General features: G+C 43.4%; 1 protein-coding gene. It reads right to left on the reverse strand.

Going from position 1 to position 1916, the window contains the following annotated elements; translation table 11 throughout:
* Positions 1–1874: glycosyl hydrolase family 95 catalytic domain-containing protein (locus QVP67_RS00605; RefSeq protein ID WP_288179746.1), on the reverse strand; the 1874-nt coding region annotated here is incomplete at its 3' end.
* Between the last annotated feature and the right edge of the window lie 42 nt (positions 1875–1916).

Raw genomic sequence — 1916 nt, forward strand, 5'->3', positions numbered from 1 at the left:
GGTATGGCAGGGAAAACTCTTAAAGTTCCTCCCCATCCCTGAAGAAGCATTTCTGTAATAGCCGTGGCTGCACTAAGCGGAGTTTCTATCACAGGGTTCTTACCTCCACTTTCTACATACATTGTGTTAGGCAGAAGAAGGCTGATTCCTATAGGCTTATTCAAATAATGATATAACTGCGCATATGCTTTCTCACCATTCCCCTGATATGCATAAAGCGAAGCCGCTCCCGTATAAGAATAACCAGCCAGTCCTTTCCCATCACCAATAGTCATCCAATGGTCGATAGATTTCTCCAATAGAGCGTTAATTTCGGGACGTGTCGTGTCCTGCAGTCTTAACGGATAGAACGAAAGCAGATGCGAGTAATGTCTGTGTGACTTTGCCAAAGGCTTATCACTGGCTATCATATATCCATTTTCATCCACCGGACAGGGATGAAGTTTTTCCAAAATATTCTTCCATTCGACATATTCTTGCGTTTTCTCTCCTGTACGGTCGCTCAGCTCTATCATTGTCTGCAACAGCCATCGGAGCGCCGCCAAATTATAGTTACTGTTATTATACGTTTTAAATCCCTCATATTCAGGAGACTCTGTATCCAGCAAATGAATAATCCCATTCTGCTCCTTCAAATGAGGTACATAAAGCTTGAACAATTCACTCGCCTTAGGCATAAAACCATCTTTAATCTTCTTCCAATCTTCTCCTGCATAGCGCATGTAGGAATAATAAGTGTGAAGTGCCCAGGCAAAATCTCCACATCGTGCAGGACCATAAGCAGTCATAATATCAACAAACAACTCATCCAATAACTTCTGATAGTTGACACCTTGCTGCAACCGATTGGTAGCGTGGGTTGCCATATAAGTTAGCTGAACATTCAGATTCCACCAGATTCCCGGCCATTGGCTGGTTTTATAGAAAGTTCCGAATGTATCCATAACCGGTCCTTCCGGATGAGAACATGTAGCCAACTTATACAACTGAATATGATAAAAGTTTTCCATTCGTTTATCTGGGATGTTTATCATTCCAGTCCGATAATAAGCATGCCACCAGATTTGCATATCCTTCATCAACTTCTCCTTTCCTTTCTTAATAGCCTTTTTCACCTCACGTTTGGCTTGGGGAAGCGAACGGTCGGACAGCGGAACCTGATTCATCGTCGAAAGGAACAAAGTCGATCCGCCACTGGTAGAAACTTCCTTCCAATAAGTTGCATAATCGCCACCAGCGAGCAACGGATGCACACTCCAGCCCTCGTGTCTGCCAGCAGTCTGTTGTGGCGCCGGGTTGTCTTCATAACCCATCTCTTTTTTAAGATGGGGAAAAACCTGTATACGAGGCGAACTGGGACTGCCAGGATGAAGCTTCCAGACATACGGAACAGAGGTCTTGATATCTACAACATTCACCTCCATATCATAGGGAGTGAAAGCTGTCAATGAGATATCACCTTGTTCGGTATGCAAAACACCTGTCAGAGTTGCATCATAGATATCCAATCGCATCGTACCCGAAAGTATTTTCGCTTCAGGATATAACTTCATCTTGCCGACATCCATTCGGCAATAATCTGTCATGACAGAAGCCCCCTTAATCCCCAAAGAACTTTTACGGTCAGGAGCCAACCGATGATCCGTAACATCCGGACGCCCCAACCAAAGAGTCAGCGAATTGTCTACAGAATCGACGTATACCATCATACCGATCCTACCATTACCCAGGAAAGCACCTTCGTTCCATTGCATAGGCAATTGCTCCCATTGCAATGCCTGAGTTTCCATATAACTTCCAATGTTATCAGTAGTCTGACTACATAGACCACCAAAAACAAGCGTAAAAACAAAAAGCAGAATTATTTTTTTCATAGCAGACATTTTATAAGAGGAAATAGCAATAGTTATTCCTCA

Source organism: Bacteroides sp. CAG:633 (assembly GCF_000435115.1).
GTDB lineage: Bacteria > Bacteroidota > Bacteroidia > Bacteroidales > Bacteroidaceae > Bacteroides > Bacteroides ndongoniae.